20 protein-coding genes are annotated in these 20,639 nt (G+C 38.0%); 11 read left to right on the top strand and 9 right to left on the bottom strand.

Going from position 1 to position 20,639, the window contains the following annotated elements; translation table 11 throughout:
• Positions 1 to 24: 24 nt before the first annotated feature.
• From argC to BXY58_RS05745, 3 genes are all read right to left on the bottom strand, one after another.
• Positions 25 to 990, bottom strand: coding sequence for an N-acetyl-gamma-glutamyl-phosphate reductase (gene argC, locus BXY58_RS05755; RefSeq protein WP_120212861.1), 966 nt, complete (start codon positions 988 to 990; stop codon positions 25 to 27).
• Between the two features lie 233 nt (positions 991 to 1,223).
• On the bottom strand, positions 1,224 to 2,417 hold the full coding sequence (locus BXY58_RS05750; protein WP_120212860.1) for an argininosuccinate synthase: 1,194 nt from the start codon (positions 2,415 to 2,417) through the stop codon (positions 1,224 to 1,226).
• Positions 2,410 to 2,988 carry a GNAT family N-acetyltransferase gene (locus BXY58_RS05745; protein WP_120212859.1) on the bottom strand — a complete coding sequence of 193 codons (579 nt, stop codon included), beginning with the start codon at positions 2,986 to 2,988 and terminating at the stop codon, positions 2,410 to 2,412. Before BXY58_RS05745 ends, BXY58_RS05750 begins: the two co-directional genes overlap by 8 nt.
• A gap of 196 nt (positions 2,989 to 3,184) precedes the next feature.
• Between BXY58_RS05745 and acs the strand changes: the two genes are divergently transcribed.
• The 5 genes from acs to BXY58_RS05720 all read left to right on the top strand — a co-directional run bounded on the left by acs (position 3,185) and on the right by BXY58_RS05720 (position 7,234).
• On the top strand, positions 3,185 to 5,092 hold the full coding sequence (acs, locus tag BXY58_RS05740; protein ID WP_120212858.1) for an acetate--CoA ligase: 1,908 nt from the start codon (positions 3,185 to 3,187) through the stop codon (positions 5,090 to 5,092).
• 193 nt (positions 5,093 to 5,285) lie between these two features.
• Positions 5,286 to 5,678: a VOC family protein gene (locus BXY58_RS05735; protein ID WP_120212857.1), complete on the top strand. Its 393-nt coding sequence runs from the start codon at positions 5,286 to 5,288 to the stop codon at positions 5,676 to 5,678.
• A gap of 238 nt (positions 5,679 to 5,916) precedes the next feature.
• Positions 5,917 to 6,108, top strand: coding sequence for a hypothetical protein (locus BXY58_RS05730; protein ID WP_120212856.1), 192 nt, complete (start codon positions 5,917 to 5,919; stop codon positions 6,106 to 6,108).
• 31 nt (positions 6,109 to 6,139) lie between these two features.
• On the top strand, positions 6,140 to 6,580 hold the full coding sequence (arr, locus tag BXY58_RS05725; protein WP_120212855.1) for an NAD(+)--rifampin ADP-ribosyltransferase: 441 nt from the start codon (positions 6,140 to 6,142) through the stop codon (positions 6,578 to 6,580).
• Positions 6,581 to 6,649: 69 nt separating this feature from the next.
• Positions 6,650 to 7,234 (top strand): dual specificity protein phosphatase family protein, encoded by a 585-nt coding sequence (locus BXY58_RS05720; protein ID WP_120212854.1) that lies wholly within the window; start codon positions 6,650 to 6,652, stop codon positions 7,232 to 7,234.
• A 37-nt stretch (positions 7,235 to 7,271) separates the two neighbouring features.
• Here the strand turns inward: BXY58_RS05720 and BXY58_RS05715 are convergent, their stop codons facing one another.
• The 3 genes from BXY58_RS05715 to cphA form a co-directional block, all read right to left on the bottom strand.
• Complete coding sequence (locus tag BXY58_RS05715; protein ID WP_120212853.1) at positions 7,272 to 9,116, bottom strand: chloride channel protein; 1,845 nt, start codon at positions 9,114 to 9,116, stop codon at positions 7,272 to 7,274.
• A gap of 69 nt (positions 9,117 to 9,185) precedes the next feature.
• The gene (locus BXY58_RS05710) at positions 9,186 to 10,316 is read right to left on the bottom strand and encodes an alpha/beta hydrolase-fold protein (RefSeq protein ID WP_120212852.1); all 1,131 of its coding nucleotides are present in this window, start codon (positions 10,314 to 10,316) and stop codon (positions 9,186 to 9,188) included.
• Positions 10,317 to 10,410: 94 nt separating this feature from the next.
• On the bottom strand, positions 10,411 to 13,038 hold the full coding sequence (gene cphA / locus BXY58_RS05705) for a cyanophycin synthetase (RefSeq protein WP_120212851.1): 2,628 nt from the start codon (positions 13,036 to 13,038) through the stop codon (positions 10,411 to 10,413).
• A 413-nt stretch (positions 13,039 to 13,451) separates the two neighbouring features.
• On the opposite strand from cphA, the gene BXY58_RS05700 reads away from it, so the two are divergent.
• From BXY58_RS05700 to BXY58_RS05680, 5 genes are all read left to right on the top strand, one after another.
• Positions 13,452 to 14,348 carry a cyanophycinase gene (locus BXY58_RS05700; protein ID WP_120212850.1) on the top strand — a complete coding sequence of 299 codons (897 nt, stop codon included), beginning with the start codon at positions 13,452 to 13,454 and terminating at the stop codon, positions 14,346 to 14,348.
• A gap of 100 nt (positions 14,349 to 14,448) precedes the next feature.
• Positions 14,449 to 15,291 carry an isoaspartyl peptidase/L-asparaginase gene (locus BXY58_RS05695; protein WP_120212849.1) on the top strand — a complete coding sequence of 281 codons (843 nt, stop codon included), beginning with the start codon at positions 14,449 to 14,451 and terminating at the stop codon, positions 15,289 to 15,291.
• Positions 15,292 to 15,372: 81 nt separating this feature from the next.
• On the top strand, positions 15,373 to 15,888 hold the full coding sequence (locus tag BXY58_RS05690) for a hypothetical protein (protein WP_221408288.1): 516 nt from the start codon (positions 15,373 to 15,375) through the stop codon (positions 15,886 to 15,888).
• A complete protein-coding gene (locus tag BXY58_RS17200; protein ID WP_120212847.1) occupies positions 15,885 to 16,190 on the top strand; it encodes a DUF2752 domain-containing protein in 306 nt (101 codons plus the stop codon). The genes BXY58_RS05690 and BXY58_RS17200 overlap by 4 nt, the downstream gene beginning before the upstream one ends.
• 20 nt (positions 16,191 to 16,210) lie before the next feature.
• A complete protein-coding gene (locus BXY58_RS05680; RefSeq protein ID WP_083600754.1) occupies positions 16,211 to 16,459 on the top strand; it encodes a hypothetical protein in 249 nt (82 codons plus the stop codon).
• Positions 16,460 to 16,529: 70 nt separating this feature from the next.
• Here BXY58_RS05680 and BXY58_RS05675 read toward each other — a convergent pair whose 3' ends face one another.
• Genes BXY58_RS05675 through BXY58_RS05665 form a run of 3 tightly spaced genes read right to left on the bottom strand, consistent with a single transcriptional unit; the run spans position 16,530 to position 19,415 of the window.
• Positions 16,530 to 17,513, bottom strand: coding sequence for a PLP-dependent cysteine synthase family protein (locus tag BXY58_RS05675; protein ID WP_120212846.1), 984 nt, complete (start codon positions 17,511 to 17,513; stop codon positions 16,530 to 16,532).
• Between the two features lie 24 nt (positions 17,514 to 17,537).
• Entirely contained in the window at positions 17,538 to 18,143 is a 606-nt protein-coding gene (locus tag BXY58_RS05670; protein ID WP_120212845.1) for an LURP-one-related family protein, read from the bottom strand.
• A 42-nt stretch (positions 18,144 to 18,185) separates the two neighbouring features.
• A complete protein-coding gene (locus BXY58_RS05665; RefSeq protein WP_120212844.1) occupies positions 18,186 to 19,415 on the bottom strand; it encodes an ABC transporter permease in 1,230 nt (409 codons plus the stop codon).
• A 4-nt stretch (positions 19,416 to 19,419) separates the two neighbouring features.
• Between BXY58_RS05665 and BXY58_RS05660 the strand changes: the two genes are divergently transcribed.
• Positions 19,420 to 20,616, top strand: coding sequence for an exo-beta-N-acetylmuramidase NamZ family protein (locus BXY58_RS05660; protein WP_120212888.1), 1,197 nt, complete (start codon positions 19,420 to 19,422; stop codon positions 20,614 to 20,616).
• Positions 20,617 to 20,639: the final 23 nt, after the last annotated feature.

Here is a 20,639-nt window from a genome sequence, read left to right as displayed (position 1 = left end):
CAAACTGCTTTTAAGTCGCGAAGTTTAGAATGCTAAAGGTTTTAAATTCAAGCCTAAATTTTGTTCCCAGCCATTGGCAATATTCATATTTTGAACAGCTTGTCCTGATGCTCCTTTCAGAAGGTTGTCGATTGCAGAATGGACTGCTATTTTGTTTCCTTGTTTTTCTATTTGTATGACGCAGAAATTGGTATTAACAACTTGTTTCATATCAATCGGTTTTTCTGAAACTTTCACAAAAGATGAATCCTTGTAAAAGTCTTTATATAAAGAGTAAATCTTCTCCAATTCCCAATCACATCCGATAATAGAGCTTGTGAAAATCCCTCTTGCAAAATCGCCGCGCCACGGAACAAAATTGAGCTCTACTTCTTGATTATTCAGCGAATTGACTTGTTTTAAAATCTCATCAACGTGCTGATGATTCAAGGTTTTGTAAGCGGAAATATTGTCATTTCTCCAAGTGAAATGCGTTGTCGCCTGCAACGACTGTCCAGCTCCGGTTGAACCAGTGATTCCCGTTGTGTAAACATCTTTCAACAGATTTTCTTTCGCTAAAGGCAATAATGCCAACTGAATCGCAGTCGCAAAACATCCCGGATTAGCAATACTTTTCGAATTCTGGATTTCATTAAAAAAAATTTCCGGCAAACCGTAGATAAAATTTCTGTTTCCAAAATCACCATCCAATCGAAAATCGTTTCCTAAATCAATAATCAAAGTTTCCTCTGACACTTTGTTTTCGTTCAGCCAATTTTGACTTTCTTTATGAGGTAGGCAAAGGAAAAGAATGTCGGTTTGTGAAATTTCATTCGTCAAAATCAAATCGCAAATTGAATCCAAATCCGGATATAATTCTGAAATCTTCACTCCGGAATTGGAACGGCTGAACAAAAACTTTAATTCTATATTCGGATGAAAAGCCAGCAATCGAACAAGTTCGCTTCCTGTGTAACCGTTGGCTCCGATGATTCCGACTGATTTTTTCATTTTTATTTTTTAATATTTTTGAACGCAAAGAGCGCGAAGATTTTTTTATTTTCAAACTGCTTTTTAAGTCGCAAATTTTTTGAATCTTTTATTTTTTATCGCAGATTTTTCTGATTAAACAGATTTTCAATCATTGAATTGCTCGCAGCCCGACCTGAGTGGAGCTCTTTTTCTTTTTTTTGAGAAAAAGAAAAAAGCGGGAATGGAGGGCGGATTAAGCTGCCCAAATAATTCTAGTTCAGTTTATTGACCTGATGGTAAATGTTAAGCGAGTTGCTGAGGATTTTGGTAAATCCTTTCACATCTTCACCACTCCAGGCGAGATTTTCTTCGCCATAACTTCCAAATTTTGAAGACATCAAATCATTTTCAGACTCGATTCCGTTCAGAATGAAACGATACGGATGAAGCGTGATGAATACCTTTCCATTAACGGTTTTCTGAGAATCCTGCAAAAATGATTCGATATTTCTCATTACCGGGTCAAGGAAAAGCGCTTCGTGAAGCCAGTTTCCGTACCAATCCGACAACTGTGATTTTATCGTCTGCTGGTATTTTGATAAAGTGTGTTTCTCCAGCAAATGATGCGCTTTGATGATGATTGACGCTGCAGCAGCCTCGAAACCGACACGTCCTTTGATGCCGACAATCGTATCTCCGACGTGGATATCACGACCGATTCCATAAGGAGAAGCTAATTCCTCAATCTTCTGAATCGCCAAAACCGGATGAGAAAACATCTCGCCATTTACAGAAAACAATTCTCCGTTTTTGAACTCGATTTCCAATGGAGAAGGCTCTGTTTTCTCGATTTGAGAAGGAAATGCTTCTTCCGGAAGGTAATTCTGAGATGTCAAAGTTTCTTTTCCACCAACCGAAGTTCCCCAAAGTCCTTTGTTAATGGAATATTTTGCTTTGTCAAAATCCATTTCGTAATTGTGATTTTTCAAAAATTGGATTTCATCTTCACGTGACAAACTCAAATCACGAATTGGTGTGATGATTTCTATTTTCGGACACATTACCTGGAACATCAAATCAAAACGAACTTGGTCATTTCCTGCTCCTGTGCTTCCATGCGCAATCGCATCCGCTCCGATTTCCAAAGCTACTTCCGCAATCGTCTGCGCCTGAATCGTCCTTTCCGCACTCACAGACAATGGATAAGTATTGTTTTTCAAAACGTTACCAAAAATCAAATACTTGACACAATCATTATAATATTTTTCCGAAGCATCAACAAACCTGTAAGAAGCCACACCTAATTTTTCCGCTTTTTCTTTTAGCAAAACTTCATCTTCCTTATCAAAACCTCCTGTATTAATCGTGACTGCGTGAACTTCATAAGCCAAAGTTTCACTCAGATATTTTGCGCAATAAGAAGTGTCCAAACCTCCGCTAAATGCCAAAACTACTTTCTTACTCATTACTATTATTTATGGATTCAAAATTTTTCTTTTTCTCTTTATTCAGATTTTCGGGAACGAAAAGCATTGCTGTACAAAGACAGTTTTTACGTTCTTTCATCATCAAAATATCGTAGTTCACACAATTTCTACAGCCATTCCAGAATTGTTCATCCTGAGTCAGTTCAGAATAAATAACCGGCTTGTAACCTAAACTGCTATTGATTTTCATCACCGCCATTCCTGTTGTCAATCCAAAAATTTTCGCATTCGGATATTTTTCACGGGATAATTGGAAAATCCTTTCCTTAATCTGAGTTGCCAAACCGGCATTCCTGAATTGAGGCGAAACTATCAATCCGGAATTGGCTACATACTCACCGTTTGTCCAGGTTTCTATATAGCAGAAGCCTGCCCAGGTACCATTTTCGTCAATTGCTATAATAGAATTGCCTTCTGAGATTTTTTTGCCCAGATATTCGGAAGAACGTTTTGCGATACCAGTTCCGCGTTTTTTAGCGGAATCCTCCATTTCGTTTCTGATTTCTTCTACATAAACCAAATGTTTCTCTGAAGAAACTTCTAATTTCATTGATATTATCTAAATTAAGGTGCAAAAATAGAAATAATTATCTTTATAAAACAAATTAAAAAGATAATATTATCTGTTAAATTTATATTAACAATAATTTTAATCCTGAAACCGAGTCATATCCAGTTCATATTTGCTCAATTTTATGTAAATTGGCTTGAACGTAACAAGAGTTAAAAACATAATCAAAATATATATGAGAAATTATCACATTCAGAATCTACAGGATTATTTCAAGGAGTATAAGAAATCGATTAAAAATCCTAAGAAGTTTTGGGACAAGATTGCGGATGAGAATTTTGTGTGGTATCAACGTTGGTCCAAAGTCGTGGATTATAATATGGAGGAAGCCAACATCAAATGGTTCAAGAACGCAAAACTGAACATTACCAAAAACTGCCTGGACAGACATCTTTCCGTGCGTGGTGATAAAACCGCTATCATCTGGGAACCGAATGACCCAAAAGAAGAAGCGCAACATATCAGCTTCAATGAACTTTATGAAAGAGTGAATAAAACCGCCAATGTCCTGCGTGAAATGGGTGTTGAGAAAGGCGACAGAGTCTGCATCTACCTTCCGATGATTCCCGAATTAGCAATAACGATGCTGGCCTGTGCTAAATTGGGAGCGGTTCATTCTGTGATATTTGCAGGATTTTCCGCATCGGCTGTTGCTTCCAGAGTGAATGACTGTGGTGCAAAAATGGTTATCACATCAGACGGAAGTTATAGAGGAAACAAAGTCCTTGACCTGAAAAGTATTGTGGACGAAGCTTTAGAAAAAGCTCCAACCGTAGAAAATGTTTTGGTTGTTAAAAGAACACACAATGATGTAAAGATGAAAGAAGGCCGAGACCACTGGATGTCGGATTATTATGATAAAGCTTCTTCGGATTTTGTTACGGTAATTATGGATGCGGAAGACCCATTGTTCATTCTTTACACGTCCGGTTCTACAGGGAAACCAAAAGGGATGCTTCACACTTGCGCTGGTTATATGGTTTATACAGCTTACACGTTCAAGAATGTGTTTAATTATAAGGAGAATGACATCTATTGGTGTACGGCAGACATTGGCTGGATTACGGGGCACTCGTATATTCTTTACGGTCCGTTACTGAATGGCGCAACAACAGTAATCTTCGAAGGGGTGCCGACTTATCCTGATGCGGGAAGATTCTGGGAAGTGATTGAGAAACATAAGGTAACTCAGTTTTACACAGCACCAACGGCGATTCGGTCATTGGCAAAGGAAAGTGTGGAATGGGTTCAGAAACATAATCTGGATTCTTTGAAAGTCATCGGCTCTGTTGGTGAACCCATTAATGATGAGGCGTGGCACTGGTATAATGATAATGTCGGCAAGAAGAAATGCCCCATTGTCGATACGTGGTGGCAAACCGAAACCGGCGGCATCCTCATCTCACCAATTCCTTTTGTGACGCCTACCAAACCCACTTATGCGACTTTGCCTTTACCCGGAATTCAGCCGGTGTTGATGGATGATAAGCGCAACGAAATCTCCGGCAACCAAGTCACCGGGAATCTTTGTATCCGCTTTCCTTGGCCAGGTATTGCCAGAACGATTTGGGGTGATCATCAGCGGTATAAGGAGACTTATTTCTCTGCATTTCCTGGGAAATATTTCACTGGTGACGGGGCTTTGAGAGATGAGGTCGGTTATTACAGAATCACTGGGCGTGTGGATGATGTTGTGATTGTTTCCGGGCATAATCTTGGAACAGCACCAATTGAAGATAGTATCAACGAACATCCTGCTGTAGCCGAATCTGCGATTGTTGGTTACCCGCACGATATCAAAGGAAATGCTCTTTATGGTTTCGTCATTCTGAAAGAATCCGGAGAAGTCCGAAACAAAGAGAACTTGGCAAAAGAAATTAACCAGTTGATTTCTGAACAGATCGGACCGATTGCGAAGTTGGATAAAATCCAGTTTGTGTCGGGGTTACCAAAGACCAGATCAGGGAAAATTATGCGTCGAATCTTGAGAAAGATTGCGGAAGGCGACTTCTCTAACTTTGGAGATACTTCTACCTTGCTGAATCCTGAGATTGTGGATGAAATCAAGGATGAGAGAGTTTAAATTAATGATGAATTATGAATGATGAATGATTGTTTGGCACTTCGAGCAGCGTATTGAGAGTTGGGTGTAAGAAATACTAAGGTTTTCGATACAATTTTTCTTCGTGCTGCTAAAAATAATTCGAACTTACGGTGGGGATTTTGAGTTAGATACTATGAGCGTTATATTTGAGTTAAATTAAATAATCTGGACTATGATAAAATTTGCTTACACCATTCTATACGTTCAAGATGTAGAGAAAAGCATTTCGTTTTATGAGAATGGATTTGGTTTCACAAGAAAATTTGTGACTCCAGAGCAAGATTATGGTGAGCTTTTAGTAGGCCAAACGACTCTTGCTTTTGCTTCGGTCACTTTAGCACAATCTAATCTATCCGAAGGTTTTACAGAAAGTAAACTGAGTAATAAACCATTCGGGATCGAGATTGGTTTCACAACAGATGATGTGGAAGCGACTGTTGAAAAAGCAATAACAGCAGGTGCCACGCTTGCAGAAAAACCTAAGATCAAACCGTGGGGACAAACCGTTGCCTATCTGCGGGATCCTGACGGCTTTCTCATCGAAATTTGCACACCTATGGAATAACTTTAAAACCGCTTTATTGAAGCGGTTTATTTGTTAAAGATCCTTTTTCAAGAGCCCATCTTCAAAGGTCAAGACCTCTAATTTCCGGTCAACCTATACCTTCAAGTTATGGCCATGGTTTCTATAATTGAAACCCATTAGACCAGTCTATAGTGGAAGGTTGACCTCATCCATCAGCTTCTGTTTATCTTTATTAATTGTATATTTGAAACGCTAATCAAAAACTAAACTCTAAACTATGGAAAATAATAAAGCTCCTATCTTCACCATGCTCGTGGTAGCAATAATTGTAGGCTCTGCTTTGTATAAACAAATCGATTTTAAAACAATGACTGTAGAGAAGCCTGCATTGGCAATTCTTTATACGGTCACGCTCTTGTTTGCAGCATTTGTTTTGGTAAAGAACTTTAGAAAAAAGGCGGAGAAATAAATCATTTTTCAATAAGATATCAACTTTCATAATGGGAAAGGAAGAAAACAAGCAGGAACACAGACCAACGGTTTTCCAGCAAACTTATTTCCACGGAACCAAGGCTGATCTAAAATTGGGAGAACTCATAGAGCCTGGGAAAATCTCCAATTTTGGAAAGCAGAAAAATGCCAGATATATTTTTCTAACCGCTACTTTGGATGCCGCTATTTGGGGAGCAGAACTGGCAATTGGCGAAGGGCGCGAAAGGATCTATCTTGTGGAACCAACAGGTGAAATAGAAGATGACCCCGATCTGACGAATAGAAAATTCCCGGGTAATCCCACTAAATCTTACCGATCTACTTTGCCTTTCAGAATCGTAGGAGAAGTTACAGCTTGGGAAGGCCACCCCAAAGAGCAGTTAGAAAATATGAAAGCTGCCCTGGCAAAACTTAAAGATGATGGTGTAGATTCTCTCAATGATGAATAACCTCTCAAATTTATTTACATTTCATTTCGATTATCAAATCATTATGAAAGTTTTACAATTTTAAATTTTATGAGTTTAAACTTAAAAAGCACAGCATTGAAGAAAATTATTTTTCTTTTTACTGTTATAGCAATCCTGATCTCAGCCTTTGTGTATTACCAGAAAAAGCTACGGCATAACCTAGTGACCATCTCGGAAGGCAAGGTTTATAACTCCGGTGTGGTGCCGCCAGGCGAACTAAAGGATTTTCTGAAAAACCACGGCATCAAAAGTGTCATCGATCTGCGCGACGGCGAGGAACAGACCGAACTGAATCCCGAAACCAAGAAACAAGTAGGCGCGGAGGAAAATGCAATTGATAAAATCTCGAACGTTAATTATTTCAATCTGCCAACGGATCAGATTCCACAAGATAGCACAGTTCAAAAATTCCTGAAGATTATGGATGATCCCAAGAATTACCCGGTGCTCATCCATTGCCACCACGGTGTTGGACGTTCCAGATTATTCAGTTCCATTTACCGAATCGAGTACGAAAATTTCAGTAATGAGGATGCCCGGTCGCATGCCCGTTATCTTTGGGAGCTGAGTGGCAACTTCTCAAAAAATTCCAGCAAAGGGAAATACCTCCTCAATTACAAAAAGAGAAAGTAACTCCACAAAAAATCCCCCATACGAACGGTTCGTTTTTTTATTCGGAATATAATTTCAGTAACTGACGGTAGCCAATTAATATCGACGATTTGGAAATAAAACCAATAAACTGATTTTGATGATCCACCACCGGAAGATTCCAAAGACCGGTATCATCAAAGATCTGGAGGATATCCGGCGCTTTACTATCCGGAAATATGACGGCTGGCGGTGCTTTCATAATTTTGGTCAACGATAGCGTATCTGTCTCATTACTGAAAAGATAAGGTCGAATATCATCCAGATCAAGAGTCCCTTTCAGCTTGTTTGCCTGATCCACAACTGCAAAAGCGTTTTTGTTTCCGTTTTTGATCATATCGAACAGCTCTGTGATGGACGCATTTTCATTAATGGTTTGAGACTCATAATCAATATAGTCCTGGGTATTCAAGGAAAACAAAAGGTTTTTATCGTGCTTATTGGTAAAGATTTTTCCTTGGTCAGCGAGCGATTTAAGCTCAGGGGAAATAGGAGAAAACCGCTTAGCCATCAGGTATGATATTACTGAAACAATCATCAGCGGAATGAAGAGATCGTACCCAAAACTGGATTCGGCAATCAGGAATATTGCAGTGAGCGGCGCATACAGAATTCCGCTCATAGCACCTGCCATTCCTACCAACACCAGATTGGTAACCGGAACGTCTTTGAAGCCTAGCTGCTCGCAAATCACCGCAAAGAGAAATCCCGCAGTGCCGCCTGCAAACAACGACGGCGCAAAGTTACCGCCATTACCGCCACTGAAGATCGTAAACGGTGTTGCAAAAGCTTTCAGTACCAAGACTAAAATTAAAAACACAATGACTGTCAAACTCTTGACCTCAAAGTATCTGAACAGGCTGTTCTCTATTATCAAAAGTGTATCACCATTGGTAAACGACTTAATAGTATCATAACCTTCCCCAAATAACGGCGGAAACAGTACGCAAAGCAACGATAATACTGCGCCACCAAACATGGCTCTTCGCAACGGTGACATCTTAAGCTGATGGATCAGATGCTCTACTTTCTGAGAAACCAATACAAAATACCGTGCATATAGACCTGTAAAAATCCCCAATATCAAATAATAAGGAACGTTTCTGTAATTGAATGCTTCTCTTGTATAAAACCTGAACAGGACATCTTCCTGAAGCAATATTCTAGATAACAAACTGCCGCAGACTGCCGCCACAACTAGAGGAATAAAATCGGTAAAGACGACACCTGTCAATAGAATCTCGAACGCAAACATTATCCCCGCAATGGGTGCATTGAAAGCAGATGCGATACCTGCACTGGCACCAGCCGCCAGCAGCAAAGTCCGCTCTTTGTAACTCAACCTGTATGTCTGCGCATAGTTAGAGCCAATCGCTGCACCAGTAACTGCAATGGGACTTTCCAAACCTGCTGAACCTCCCAATCCCACTGTAATCGCACTTTGGATAATCTGAGAATACATCTTGACCGAGGAGACAATACTGGAATTCTGTGCAATCTCATACAAAATAGCACCTATTCCCTTTCTGTCCTGTCCTTTAAATAAAGTCTGAACCGTGATCGTCGTTAATACAATACCCAGAAACGGGAAGACGATGTAGAATAAAATCTGATACTCAAAGTGAACTTTGTGGGTGATGAAATAATGAATGTTGTGTACCAGCGTTTTCAAAATCACGCCTGCCATCCCAGCGGTAAGACCTACCAAAATACCCGAAACTACCAAAAACTGATTTCTGCTAAGCCGATTATTGAGCCAGTGCAGAATCAATTCATAGCTGCGTGCTTTTTCCAATCCATATTCCTGGAAATCCCGTTTGAATTTTAAAAAGCTTAGATATTTTTTCTTGTTATGGATCTTCACTACTGTGAGTTTATGCAAATATACCAAATGAAAAAGCGAAAGACGAATCTCTTTGTTTTTATCAATTTATTATTTAAAAATCTTCTGAGCAAACTCATACAAACAACGTCTCCAAGTCAGCCATTCGTGGTAAGTTCCGGCAGATTGGTATTGTTCGAACGGATATTTATTTTGATGTAAATAATTACTCAACAAATTATTATAATTGATAAAACGCTGGTCTTCTTTTTCGCCAATTCCCATAAAAAAGAAAGGCTTTGACTTCGACTTCAAAAGATTATCTATCGGCAACTCTTTGAAAGGCTGACTTTCCGTTCCTTCATAAATCACCGGACTGAACGAACCAATCGCAGAAAATAAATCCGGATGATTAGCGCCAATCAACATCGCCTGATAACTTCCCCGCGAAAGTCCTGCAATGGCTTGTTTTTGAGTGGTTTTATATTTTTTATCGATGTACGGAATCAATTCCTGAACTACAATTTTGTCCAAATTCTTAGCAGAAAGGACTGTTCTTGGATAATCATCTGGTAATTTTTCCTGTTCAGGAGTCAAAGCAACGCCATAATCCATTACCACAATCATCTCTTTAGCTTTTCTTTCTGCAAAAAGATTATCCAGAATATTTTTGATATAACCTTGCTTTTCCCAACCTGTAATATCTTCGCCAGTCCCGTGATACAAGTATAAAACTGGAAATTTTTTCGTTCCGTAACTTGGCGGCAAATACACTTTGAAATTCCGTTTTCCATTCGTGATTTCAGAATCTAGATTGTCATCAACAATTTTCCCGTGCTTAACATTTTTTTCGAAGAAAAAATCTTCATTTGTAGGAACTTCAATTCCGCTTGTTGGCTGTCCGTAACCGAAATACAATTCTGTATTCGGGTCGTTGGTGCGTTTTCCATCGACATTGAACCAATAGTAATGGAAACCAATTTCCAATGGAGAAGTTGAGATATTCCAAAAGCCTTCTTTACCTTTAGTTGTCGTAGATTTCACATTTTGCATTCCGTCGCCGCCTTCCAGAATTACAGATTTTGCGTCTGGAAAATAAACTTTGAACTGAGCCTTTCTATCATTATCAATTTTTGGAAATTCTTCACCAGATTTTGCTGTTGAAGATGTTTTATAACTCTGTGAAAATACAAGTGATGAACTTAAAGTAAGAACAGCAGTTATTATTTTAAATAGTTTCATTAATGTCAATTTGAATGGTTGAATTTAAGAATTCATTAATTCTTCAACAAAAAAACCGCCAACAAATGACGGTTTCTGTTTATATTTTTGAAGTTCAATAATTCCCTTCGTCCTGGAGTTCACGGGTCTGATATTCCTGAACCAACTCTATCGCATTGTGGATCACATCGCTGAGAGCCGTGATAAAAGTACCTTCTTCCGCCAGACTCATTGCATGTTTCAGCGCATCAATTTCTTTAGGGATACATTCGTAGCTTACACTTTTGTCAACACTTTGGATACCTTCTATAATCAGTCCATTAATTTCATCTTCAAGTCTGCCTCTCAAGTGTTTTTCATTTCTAATAATGATATGGTCAAACATTCTTGCGGCAATCTTACCACATTCGCGGATGTCATTATCCCGCCTATCTCCAACTCCAGAAATAATCCCGATTTTTTTGTTGGATTCTATATTTTTAAGATAATCTTCAATCGCTTCATAACTCGCAGGATTATGTGCAAAGTCAATCATCACTTTGAAGTTTTTGAATTTGAAAACATTCAGTCTTCCCGGTGTTAACTGAGCACTTGGGATGAAAGTTGTCAACGCTAAAGCGATATTCGGAATTTCGAAGCCGTAAACATAAGCCGCTAATGACGCAGCTAAAACATTTGCAATCATAAATTTGGCTTTTCCTTCCATTGTGATTGGGATATTCTTGACCCTTTCGATTCGGATTTTCCATTCGCCTTTTTTGATGGTTACAAAACCTTCTTCGTAAACGCAGGTAATTTTTCCTTCTTTCGCAAATTTCTTGATATGAGGGTTATTTTCATCCAAACTGAAAAGCGCCACTTTGGAATGTAAATCACCAGCCAATCTCATAGAATACTCATCATCTGCATTCAAAATACACCAGCCATCTTTTTTCACGCTATCCAGAACGACACGTTTTACCCTTGTCAAATCCTTAAGATTATGAATATCACTGATTCCCAAATGGTCTTCTTTAATATTCGTCAAAACACCAACATCGCAAGTTCCAAAACCTAATCCGGAACGAAGAATTCCACCTCTGGCAGTTTCCAGAACAGCAAATTCTACAGTCGGGTCTTTCAGAATAAATTCTGCGGACATCGGTCCGGTTGTATCGCCTTTTTCAAGCAACGTATTTTGGATGTAAATTCCGTCTGAAGTCGTAAACCCTACTCTTTTTCCATTATTTTTAACAATGTGAGCAAGAAGTCTAGTCGTTGTAGTTTTTCCATTAGTTCCAGTCACCGCAATGATCGGAATTCTGAATTCTTTTCCTGGCGGATAAAGCATATCAACAACTGGAGCTGCAACGTTTCTTGGTAAACCTTCACTTGGAGCCAAATGCATCCTGAATCCAGGTGCAGCATTCACTTCCAAGATAGCGCCGCCACTTTCTTTCAATGGCTGAGTCAGATTTTCCGCCATAATATCGATACCGCAAACATCTAATCCGATGATTCTGGAAACACGTTCAGCCATCTGAATATTCTCCGGATGAATCATATCTGTAACATCAATCGATGTTCCTCCTGTAGAAAGATTTGCTGTAGATTTCAGATAGACGATTTCGCCTTTTTGTGGAACAGTTTCTAGTGTATAATTGAGTTTTTCAAGAAGTTCGTTGGTGTCTTTATCAACATCAATTTCGGTTAAAACATTTTCGTGTCCGTAACCTCTTCTAGGATCAAGATTTTCTTTGTCGATTAATTCCTGAAGATTCAGTTCGCCATCACCGACAACGTGAGCAGGAACCCTTCTCGCCGCCGCAACCATTTTGTGATTAATGACTAAAACCCGGAAATCAAAACCTGTAATATATTTTTCTACAATAACTTTTCTGGAATATTTCTGAGCGTGTTCCAAACCGATAACAGCCGTTTCATAATCTTTAACATTGATGGATGCACCTTTTCCGTGGTTCCCATCCAAAGGTTTCAGAACCAACGGATAACCAATTTTCCTGATAACTGCTTGCAAATCTTCTTCATCTACAACCAAACCTCCGGAAGGGACAGGAATTGCCGCATCTTCCAGCATTTTTTTAGTCAGTTCTTTGTTACAGGCGATATCAACAGCAATACTGCTTGTATTTCCGGTAATCGTGGCCTGAAAACGTTGCTGATTAATTCCATAACCCAATTGAACTAAAGAATTTTTCCCCAATCTAATCCAGGGAATTCTTCTGGACGCCGCTTCCTCAACAATACTTCCTGTAGATGGACCTAGTCGTTCTCTTTCCCGGATTTCTTTTAGAGTCTGAATACAAGAATTGATATCATAATCGGTTCCTGCGATGAGACTTTCTGCAATTTTCACCGCTTCTTCCGCAGCGAAAACGCCGGCTCTTTCTTCGATGTAATTGAAAACAACATTGTAAGTTCCCGGTGTTTTGGTTTGTCTTGTTCTTCCAAAACCGACATCCATACCTGCCAATGTCTGGATTTCCAACGCTATATGCTCGATCACGTGTCCCATCCAAGTTCCCATTTCTACGCGTTTAAAAAATCCGCCTTCGGTTCCTTCGGAACATCTGTGAGAATACAATGATGGTAACAATTGCTCTATCCTTTCCCGGAAACCTTCAATTTTGTTGGTTGGATGATGCTCTGTTTCCTCCAGGTTGAGCCGCATCTGAATTAATTTTTTTCGGGTAATGCTCCAAATATTGGGACCTCTTAAAACTTGTATTTTTTCTATTTTCATATTTCTATTTCACTGATTTTAACCTATGATTTTACGCTGAATTGCACGCAGCCCGACCTGAGTGGAGCTCATTTTTATTTTTGATAAAAATAAAAATAGCGGGAACGGAGGGCGGAAAAAGCTGCCCAAATCTAATGCCGAACTAAAATATCAGATCAAATACACTTGCTAATTTGTAAATCGTTATTCTCTATTTTATCAAAGATAATGTAAAATCAAGAAAAATTGAAAATAATTATTCTGTTATAAAAGAAATTTGTTATTGATTCATTAGAATAATTAACAATTCATTAATCAACAAGCATTGTTTTTCGGAAATAAGTCCTTAATTATTAAAAGTTTAAATCTGTTTTGTGGATTTTTAAGCGATTAATATGAGGTTTATTCTGTAATGATTTATTATTTTTGTTAATATGAAATCAAAAGGAAAACTAGTCATCATTGGAGGCGCTGTGAACAAAGGTAGTTTTACGGAGACCAGTTTTGACCAAAATGTTGAAAAAAATCTTAACTTTTTTGAACGCGGAATCCTCCGAAAGATTATTGATGAATCGAAGCTGAAAGAAGATTCTGTCATTGAAGTAATTACGACCGCATCTCAAATTCCTGATATCGTTGGTCCAGAATATAAAAAAGCGTTCGAATATCTTGGCGCAAAAAACTGCAATATTCTTGATATCCAAAATCGAGAACAAGCCAACAGCGACGCCATTGTTGCAAGAGCCAATGCGGCAGATGTTGTGATGTTCACTGGGGGCGACCAGCTTCGTTTAACATCAATTCTTGGAGGAACGAGATTTCACGATGCGATTTTGACTAAATATCAAACCGAAGATTTTATCTACGCAGGAACGTCTGCCGGAGCTGCGGCTGCATCGGAAAATATGATCTATCAAGGTTCCAGCTCCGAGGCACTTTTGAAAGGTGAAATCAAAACAACTCAAGGTCTTGGCTTTATAGAAAATGTGATTATTGATACTCATTTTGTACAGCGAGGAAGAATCGGAAGATTATTTCAGGCGGTTGTGAACAACCCGAGAACGTTGGGAATTGGTCTTGGTGAAGATACCGGCTTGTTCATTGAAGAAGAAACGATGACGGCGATTGGTTCGGGTCTTGTGATTTTGGTGGACGGACTTCAGATTAAAGATACAAACCTCACAAATGTAGAATTGGGTCAACCGATTTCTATCAAAAATCTGATTGTAGATGTGCTTTCTATGAATGATACATTCGATTTGAAAAGCCGTGAAATGACAATTGTCAATTCACAATATAATCCGATTCCGCAAGTGAGTGCTGATAACTAAACAAAAATAAAACACTTCGACTCCGCTCAGTGTGACATTTATTAGGCATTGTCAGTCTGAGGTTCTAGAAGACTTATAAAAACTAAATTTCCATATTAGTATGAAAATAATCATTCACGGCGGATTTTTCTCAGAAAGCAGTCAAAGTAATGAAGTGAAGTTGGCTAAACAAAATTCACTGAAAGATATTGCGAAAAAATCCTATGAATTCTTAAAAGACAATTCTGCTTTTGATACGGTTGCTTATGCTGTTTCGCTGCTGGAAGATGATGAACTCTACAATGCCGGAATTGGCTCACAAATCCAAAGTGATGGCATTATCCGAATGAGCGCTGCGATAATGAATGGCGAAACTCAGAAAATGAGTGGCGTGATTAATATTCAGGATGTAAAAAATCCGATTTTTGTTGCCAAAGAATTAATGAAAGAAGATGACCGCGTTTTGGGCGGCAACGGAGCCAAACAATATGCTAATCAACATGGTTTCGAAAACTTCTCAACGGAAATCCCTCAGCGGAGAAAAGAATATGAAGAGAAACTAAAAAACGGAGGAAAAGGAACTGTTGGCGCTGTTGCGATTGACAAACACGGGAAACTGGCTGTTGCAACTTCAACCGGTGGAAAAGGTTTTGAAATCCCGGGAAGAATCTCTGATTCGGCGACTGTTGCAGGAAATTTTGCCAATCAGTTTTGTGCAGTAAGTTGTACTGGTGTTGGCGAAGATATCGTAAGCAATGCGACTGCCGCAAAAATTGTAACCAGAGTAACTGACGGTTTAACTATAGAAAATGCTTTTGACAGAACCTTTGAAGAACTGAAAGAAATAGACGGTTTTGCAGGCGCAATTGGTATTGATTCTGAAGGTAATATCTTCCATCAGGATTCTTATCCGACAATGGTTTTTGCTAGTTTTGATGGGATTGACTTTGAAGTTTTTGTGTAAGTTTCATAACTAATACCAACAATGCCCATCACATCAATTCAAATATTATTTTTCTGTCTAATTCCAATTGGTGTTTTTATTATGGTTAAAGGCATACAATTAATTAGAAAAGCTTTTAACGGAAAACTTCTTTTAGAAATCCCGTATTTGGACAAAAGTGGGCAATTTTCGATTACAAAAGAAGGCTACTTTTCAATTTGGCAGAAAGGACAAATGTTTAAAAGAACGCCAATTGACCAATTCAAATTACACATCTACGAAGAATCTACAAATGAGGAAATAAAATTAAGTTTTTCTCTACTGAGACCACAAATTAATAATTTTTCTACAGGAAGAATGGAACTTTACAGATTTCGCGCACCAATCGGAAATTATAAAATTGAATTTAAGGATGGCAGCAACATTTCGAAAATAGAAAGTATGATAGGAAGCATCATTCCCCTTCAACCAGTAGATTCATCAAAATATTTTATCGAAATAAGAGAATCTCAGTCCCAAATTATAACATTAATAGCAATCCCGATGATTTTATTGGGTGTATTTGGAACTGTTGGAGGTTTGGTTTTAGGATTATTAGCAGATCAATTGATAAAATGATCAAAACAATCTATAAAAATCAAGAACTAAAAAGTGCAATCAGAATCGTTTGGCAGATTTCAGCAATCATATCTATATTGATATTGTTGCTTTTATTTCTCATTGATGATGATAAACTTTTATCTATTTCGCCAACGTGTGAGTATCAAAAAGTTGGAAAAGAATGTTTGTTATGTGGTTCGACGAGAGCTTTTATCGAAATCAAACATTTTAATCTTGAAACCGCTTTTCATTTAAACCCATTCAGTATTTTTATTTTCGGATTATTAATCCTAAATTCAATTTTATTCTTAAACTATTAAAAAAATATAAAAACAAAACTATGAAAAAAGCAAGTCTAGTAATGGGAATCTTAGCCATCTTCGGGATGTTGTTTGGATTTATTCCTTGTCTTGGAGCCTTTAACTGGATTAATATTCCGTTTGCAATGATAGGATTGGTAATCAGCATTGTGGCTTATGTACAGGAAGATAATTTACCAAAAGGCAATGCAACGGCTGGAATTATTATGTGTTCAGCCGCAGCGATCTTTGGATTTTTAAGATTGATAGTTGGTGGCGGAATTGTATAATCCTAATCACATCATATAAAAAACCGCTATCTCTCGACAGCGGTTTCTTTATTTTATCATTAATTCATCATTATTCCAGCCAACCCATTTCCTTCATCCACTCATCGTTGTAGATTTTTCCTACATAACGGCTTCCATGATCGTGAAGCAGAACTACGATGACATCATCTTTCGTGAATTGGTCTTTCATTTGGACCAAAGAAGACATCGCACTTCCTGCAGAATAGCCACAGAAAATCCCTTCTTCTTTTGCCAGTTTTCTTGCGTAGATTGCACCATCTTTATCAGTCACTTTTTCAAAATGGTCTATCACACTCATATCATAATTCTCAGGAAGAATATCTTCGCCAATTCCTTCAGTAATATAAGTGTAAGCGTGGTTCAAGTGAATCTCTCCTGTCTCGTGGATTTCTTTCAGAATTGAACCATAAGTATCAACGCCAATCACTTTGATGTTTGGATTCTTCTCTTTGAAGAATTTTCCGCAACCAGTTATAGTTCCGCCTGTTCCAGCACCTACTACAAAGTGTGTTAACTTTCCTTCCGTCTGTTCCCAGATTTCCGGTGCTGTACTTTCGTAATGCGCTTGTCTGTTGGACAAATTATCGTATTGATTCACGTACCAACCGTTCTCTGTTTCAGTTGCCAGTCTTTTGGAAACCGAATAATAAGAACGCGGATCTGTCGGTTTCACATCCGTCGGGCAAACAATCACTTCTGCACCAACTGCACGAAGGATGTCGCATTTTTCCTTGGATTGTTTGGAATTGGTCACGAAAATACATTTGTAACCTTTTTGAATTGCCACCAAAGCCAGTCCCATTCCCGTGTTTCCGGAAGTTCCTTCGATGATTGTTCCGCCAGGTTTCAGACGTCCGTCTTTTTCAGCATCTTCAATCATCTTAAGCGCCATTCTGTCTTTCACAGAATTTCCGGGATTGGTCGTTTCTACTTTTGCCAAAACCAAAGCCGGGAAATCCTCTCCCAAGACTTTATTGATTTTAACCAAAGGTGTGTTACCAATCGTTTCAACTATATTATTGTAATATTTCATATTCTATTATTTTAATTAAGGCTGTTATCCTCTCGCTCTTTCTAAAAGAACCATCATCAGAAAACTCAAAACAACAAGAGATTCGTCTTCGTCATCAATATCAATTAATCTTTCTAATTGGAATCTCCTCCCAACCAAAGAAGGCATTTTTTTAAGTCTGAAGTATTCTTTACCCGCATTATCTTTCACGGTGTAAGAAGGATTCAGAAAATAACCTGTGAACAATCCTATAATAGGAATCTCGCCAATGAAACTGTCAAAAACCTTTACCCAGCCATTGTCTTCATTGATCTGATATTTGGGCTGGTCATTTTCATCGATGATATCATACCGGGATTTCCAGAGAGAACGAACCCCTTTTCTTGCTAGTCTTCCGAACTTTTTACCGTTAACCAAATCCGTCATCACATAAGATGCGTTGAAATCAATCCATTGGTTCGCTTTAATATTGAATAATTCCTGAGTTTTGCTCTCATCATTGAAAACAATTACATCTTCCTTCAGCTTAAACATTTTCTGACGAACATAAGCCACATAATTCCCGTTTCTGTCCGTAATGTTAAAGTCGCTGGCCAATGTGGTGATCTTGAATTTAAAATCAAGTGGATAATTGAGGTTTTTTAGTATCATTTAATTATTTTGTTTAAGGTGCTTTAAATCTATAAAAATAAATTAACTGTATTTAATAGCCTTTAATGGCGAAATCCTACTGATCAAATAACTTGGTAAAATCATTGCAATGCCCGATACGATAAAAATCCCTACCGAAATCGAAATGATATATAAAGGGTTAAGATCTACCGGAACGGTACTGATGAAGTAATTTTCCGGATCAAGCTTGATAATTCCTGTATATTTCTGGATCAACAGCAATCCGATTCCTATCACATTTCCTGCCAACAATCCCGGAATCATAATAATTAATGTATAATTAATGAAAATGGATCTGATCTGTGCATTAGAAGCTCCGAATGTTTTCAAAAGCCCTATGGAATTGGTTCTTTCGATAATCAAAATCAGTAAAACCATAATGATGTTGATAACTACAACAATCAGCATAATAGCAATGATCAAAGAGATATTCTGATTGAAAATATTGACCCAATCCAAAATCTGCGGATATTTTTCCGTTACTTTTTCTGCATAATTTTTATACCCAATATATTTTTCGATTTGAGGGAAAGTAGCATCGATTTCATTCGTATCATCCAAGAAAATATCCAAACCACCGACGTCTTTATCACTCATATTCATCACTTTGCGAACGTGATTGATATCGCCGATCATATAAAGATCATCAACCAATTTGATATCGGTTTTGTAAATCCCTTTAATCACAAATTTTCTGTAAATCGGTTTTTGGTCTTCTTTTGAAAAGATAGCTACAATGCTGTCATTGGCTTTGAGTGAAAGATCACTGGCGATTTTGTCTGACAAAATAACCTCGTTATTATAACCGTCTTCTTTATAATCCGGAATCGAGCCCGAAATCATAAACGGCTGAAATCTTTCTTTATCAAAATCTTTCCCTACACCTTTCAAAATGATGCCTGCAAAATTATTTTCAGTTCTAAGGATTCCACTCACTGAAGCATAAGATTGTAAACCGGCAACGCCAGGAATTGATCTCAGAGCTTTTGTGTCCAATCCTTTTGTATCCAAAACAGAAGAATTATAAGAAGAATTGGAACGTGTGGATTTTACAGAAATATCTCCGCTGAAATTAGAAATCCTGTCTTCGATGGCTTTTTTAGAACCGAGACCTGTGGAGATTGTAATCAGCGAAACAATGATGCCCAAAGCAACAGAAAGCCTGCCGATATAGACAATCACCTTGGAGAGATTATTTTTGTTATCTTTGGAAAACGCTATCTTTTTCGAGAAATATAACGGAAAATTCAAATCAATGATTTTAAGCTTCAAAAATAAAACTTTAGTTTTTATCCTGCTAATTTATTTTAGTTCAATCCCATTTATTAAGTCTCAAAATCAATTCAAAGATTGTTTTGCAACCGCTGCTGATAGACCGGAATTGTATTTGCCTTTGCTTAAAAATAAAAACGTCATTGTCGCCGCTAACCAAACCAGTCTTCTGAAGAATAAAAAACATTTAGTTGATTTCTTGGTCGAAAACAATATAAAAATCAAATCTATTTTTGCGCCTGAACACGGTTTCCGAGGCGTTGCAGATGCCGGCGAACACGTTAAAAACGGAACCGATAGTAAAACCGGCTTACCAATTGTTTCATTGTATGGCGACAACAAGAAACCAAAATCCGAATATCTGAAAGGTGCTGATGTTATTTTGTTCGATATCCAAGATGTTGGTGTAAGGTTTTACACTTATATCTCGACACTATCTTATATTATGGAAGCGGCGGCTGAGAATAATGTTGAAGTGATTGTCCTAGACAGACCAAATCCGCATGACGGTTATACAGACGGACCAATAATGCGAGATCAATGGAAAAGTTTTATCGGACTTCACAATGTTCCTGTTGTTTACGGTTTAACAATCGGCGAATACGGAAAAATGGTCAATGGTGAAAAATGGCTAAAAAATGGAGTGACTGCAAAATACACATTGATTCCAATGCTTAATTACCATAAACAACAGCGTTACGGTGTTTCTGATAAACCTTCTCCTAATCTTCCGAATGACAAATCCATCAATCTCTATCCAAGTCTATGTTTTTTTGAAGGAACGCAGGTTTCCGTAGGAAGAGGAACGGATTTGCCTTTTCAAATCTATGGTTCGCCCTGGACAAAAGATTTCCCATATCAATTTACTCCGAAACCAATCGAAGGTGCAAAAGATCCTTTCCTGAATGGAAAATTATGTTACGGCGAAAATCTGAGTCAACGTTCCCAAGATTTAAGACAAATAAATCTTGAATGGCTTTTAAAAGCCTACAAAAATTATAAAAACCCTCAACAGGATTTCTTTTTGAAAAATCTTTTCTTTGATAAGTTGGCTGGGAGTGATGAGCTTAGAAAACAAATCATCTCTGGCAAATCTGAAAAAGAAATCAAAGACAGCTGGAAAAATGACCTCGACAATTTTGAAAAAGTAAGACAGAAATATATTGTCTATCCAAACTAAAAAAACCTCGCTGTTGCGAGGTT

This window comes from Epilithonimonas arachidiradicis (genome assembly GCF_003610695.1).
In the GTDB taxonomy this organism is placed as follows: domain Bacteria; phylum Bacteroidota; class Bacteroidia; order Flavobacteriales; family Weeksellaceae; genus Epilithonimonas; species Epilithonimonas arachidiradicis.
This window is presented reverse-complemented; position numbering and strand designations above follow the sequence as displayed.

Bases quoted from the DNA above. Each gene is read 5' to 3' on its own strand.
- BXY58_RS05690 (WP_221408288.1), top strand. From the start codon at position 15,373: ATGGTTAAAGGCATACAATTAATTAGAAAAGCTTTTAACGGAAAACTT.
- arr (WP_120212855.1), top strand. From the start codon at position 6,140: ATGGGAAAGGAAGAAAACAAGCAGGAACACAGACCAACGGTTTTCCAG.
- BXY58_RS05660 (WP_120212888.1), top strand. From the start codon at position 19,420: ATGATTTTAAGCTTCAAAAATAAAACTTTAGTTTTTATCCTGCTAATT.
- BXY58_RS05670 (WP_120212845.1), bottom strand. From the start codon at position 18,143: ATGATACTAAAAAACCTCAATTATCCACTTGATTTTAAATTCAAGATC.
- BXY58_RS05675 (WP_120212846.1), bottom strand. From the start codon at position 17,513: ATGAAATATTACAATAATATAGTTGAAACGATTGGTAACACACCTTTG.
- BXY58_RS05720 (WP_120212854.1), top strand. From the start codon at position 6,650: ATGAGTTTAAACTTAAAAAGCACAGCATTGAAGAAAATTATTTTTCTT.
- BXY58_RS05695 (WP_120212849.1), top strand. From the start codon at position 14,449: ATGAAAATAATCATTCACGGCGGATTTTTCTCAGAAAGCAGTCAAAGT.
- BXY58_RS05680 (WP_083600754.1), top strand. From the start codon at position 16,211: ATGAAAAAAGCAAGTCTAGTAATGGGAATCTTAGCCATCTTCGGGATG.
- BXY58_RS05700 (WP_120212850.1), top strand. From the start codon at position 13,452: ATGAAATCAAAAGGAAAACTAGTCATCATTGGAGGCGCTGTGAACAAA.
- acs (WP_120212858.1), top strand. From the start codon at position 3,185: ATGAGAAATTATCACATTCAGAATCTACAGGATTATTTCAAGGAGTAT.
- BXY58_RS05730 (WP_120212856.1), top strand. From the start codon at position 5,917: ATGGAAAATAATAAAGCTCCTATCTTCACCATGCTCGTGGTAGCAATA.
- BXY58_RS05745 (WP_120212859.1), bottom strand. From the start codon at position 2,988: ATGAAATTAGAAGTTTCTTCAGAGAAACATTTGGTTTATGTAGAAGAA.
- BXY58_RS05750 (WP_120212860.1), bottom strand. From the start codon at position 2,417: ATGAGTAAGAAAGTAGTTTTGGCATTTAGCGGAGGTTTGGACACTTCT.
- BXY58_RS05735 (WP_120212857.1), top strand. From the start codon at position 5,286: ATGATAAAATTTGCTTACACCATTCTATACGTTCAAGATGTAGAGAAA.
- BXY58_RS17200 (WP_120212847.1), top strand. From the start codon at position 15,885: ATGATCAAAACAATCTATAAAAATCAAGAACTAAAAAGTGCAATCAGA.
- argC (WP_120212861.1), bottom strand. From the start codon at position 990: ATGAAAAAATCAGTCGGAATCATCGGAGCCAACGGTTACACAGGAAGC.
- cphA (WP_120212851.1), bottom strand. From the start codon at position 13,038: ATGAAAATAGAAAAAATACAAGTTTTAAGAGGTCCCAATATTTGGAGC.
- BXY58_RS05710 (WP_120212852.1), bottom strand. From the start codon at position 10,316: ATGAAACTATTTAAAATAATAACTGCTGTTCTTACTTTAAGTTCATCA.